A 449-nucleotide genomic window follows, 5' to 3' on the forward strand; every position below is an offset into this window, starting at 1 on the left:
GTTTGATATACCGGTCATACACACTGTCCCTTATCGGTTTGCGCAAATTCGGCCGTTTTAAAGCAGTGGCAGCTCTCCCCGGATCGGGCATAAAACGTCCGAGTTCGTCGTGATAACGCCCATTTGCATCACGTTTGGGGTATGTTTCCTGTGGTTGCGGATCTGCCGGTGGATCTGTTTTTTTGTCAAAGTTGGGTTTCGGCGGATCGTCTTTTTTAGCTGCTTCTCCCCGGGCGTCTTTGTCCAGCATGCGCTTAAAGCTGTTAACGCCTGGTTTGACAACCTGCTTCAATACCTTGCCCGCTCCGACGGCCGTAGTCAAATTTTCTACCGATTGAAGTCCGATCAGTGCGGCTTGCGCACCTCGGACGTCTTGTCCGTAAATCGGTTGCAAGTCATTTAAGATTAAGGAAGCAGTACCTGCTCCAGGTGACTGGAAGGCCTCGGTG

1 protein-coding gene is annotated in these 449 nt (G+C 51.4%); it reads right to left on the reverse strand.

Translation table 11 applies throughout. From position 1 onward, the window contains the following. The coding region (locus tag ACTHUR_RS20775; RefSeq protein WP_440400696.1) for a hypothetical protein at nucleotides 1-449 on the reverse strand (449 nt) is incomplete at both ends.

The sequence above is a fragment of the Neisseria sp. P0021.S007 genome (assembly GCF_051956855.1).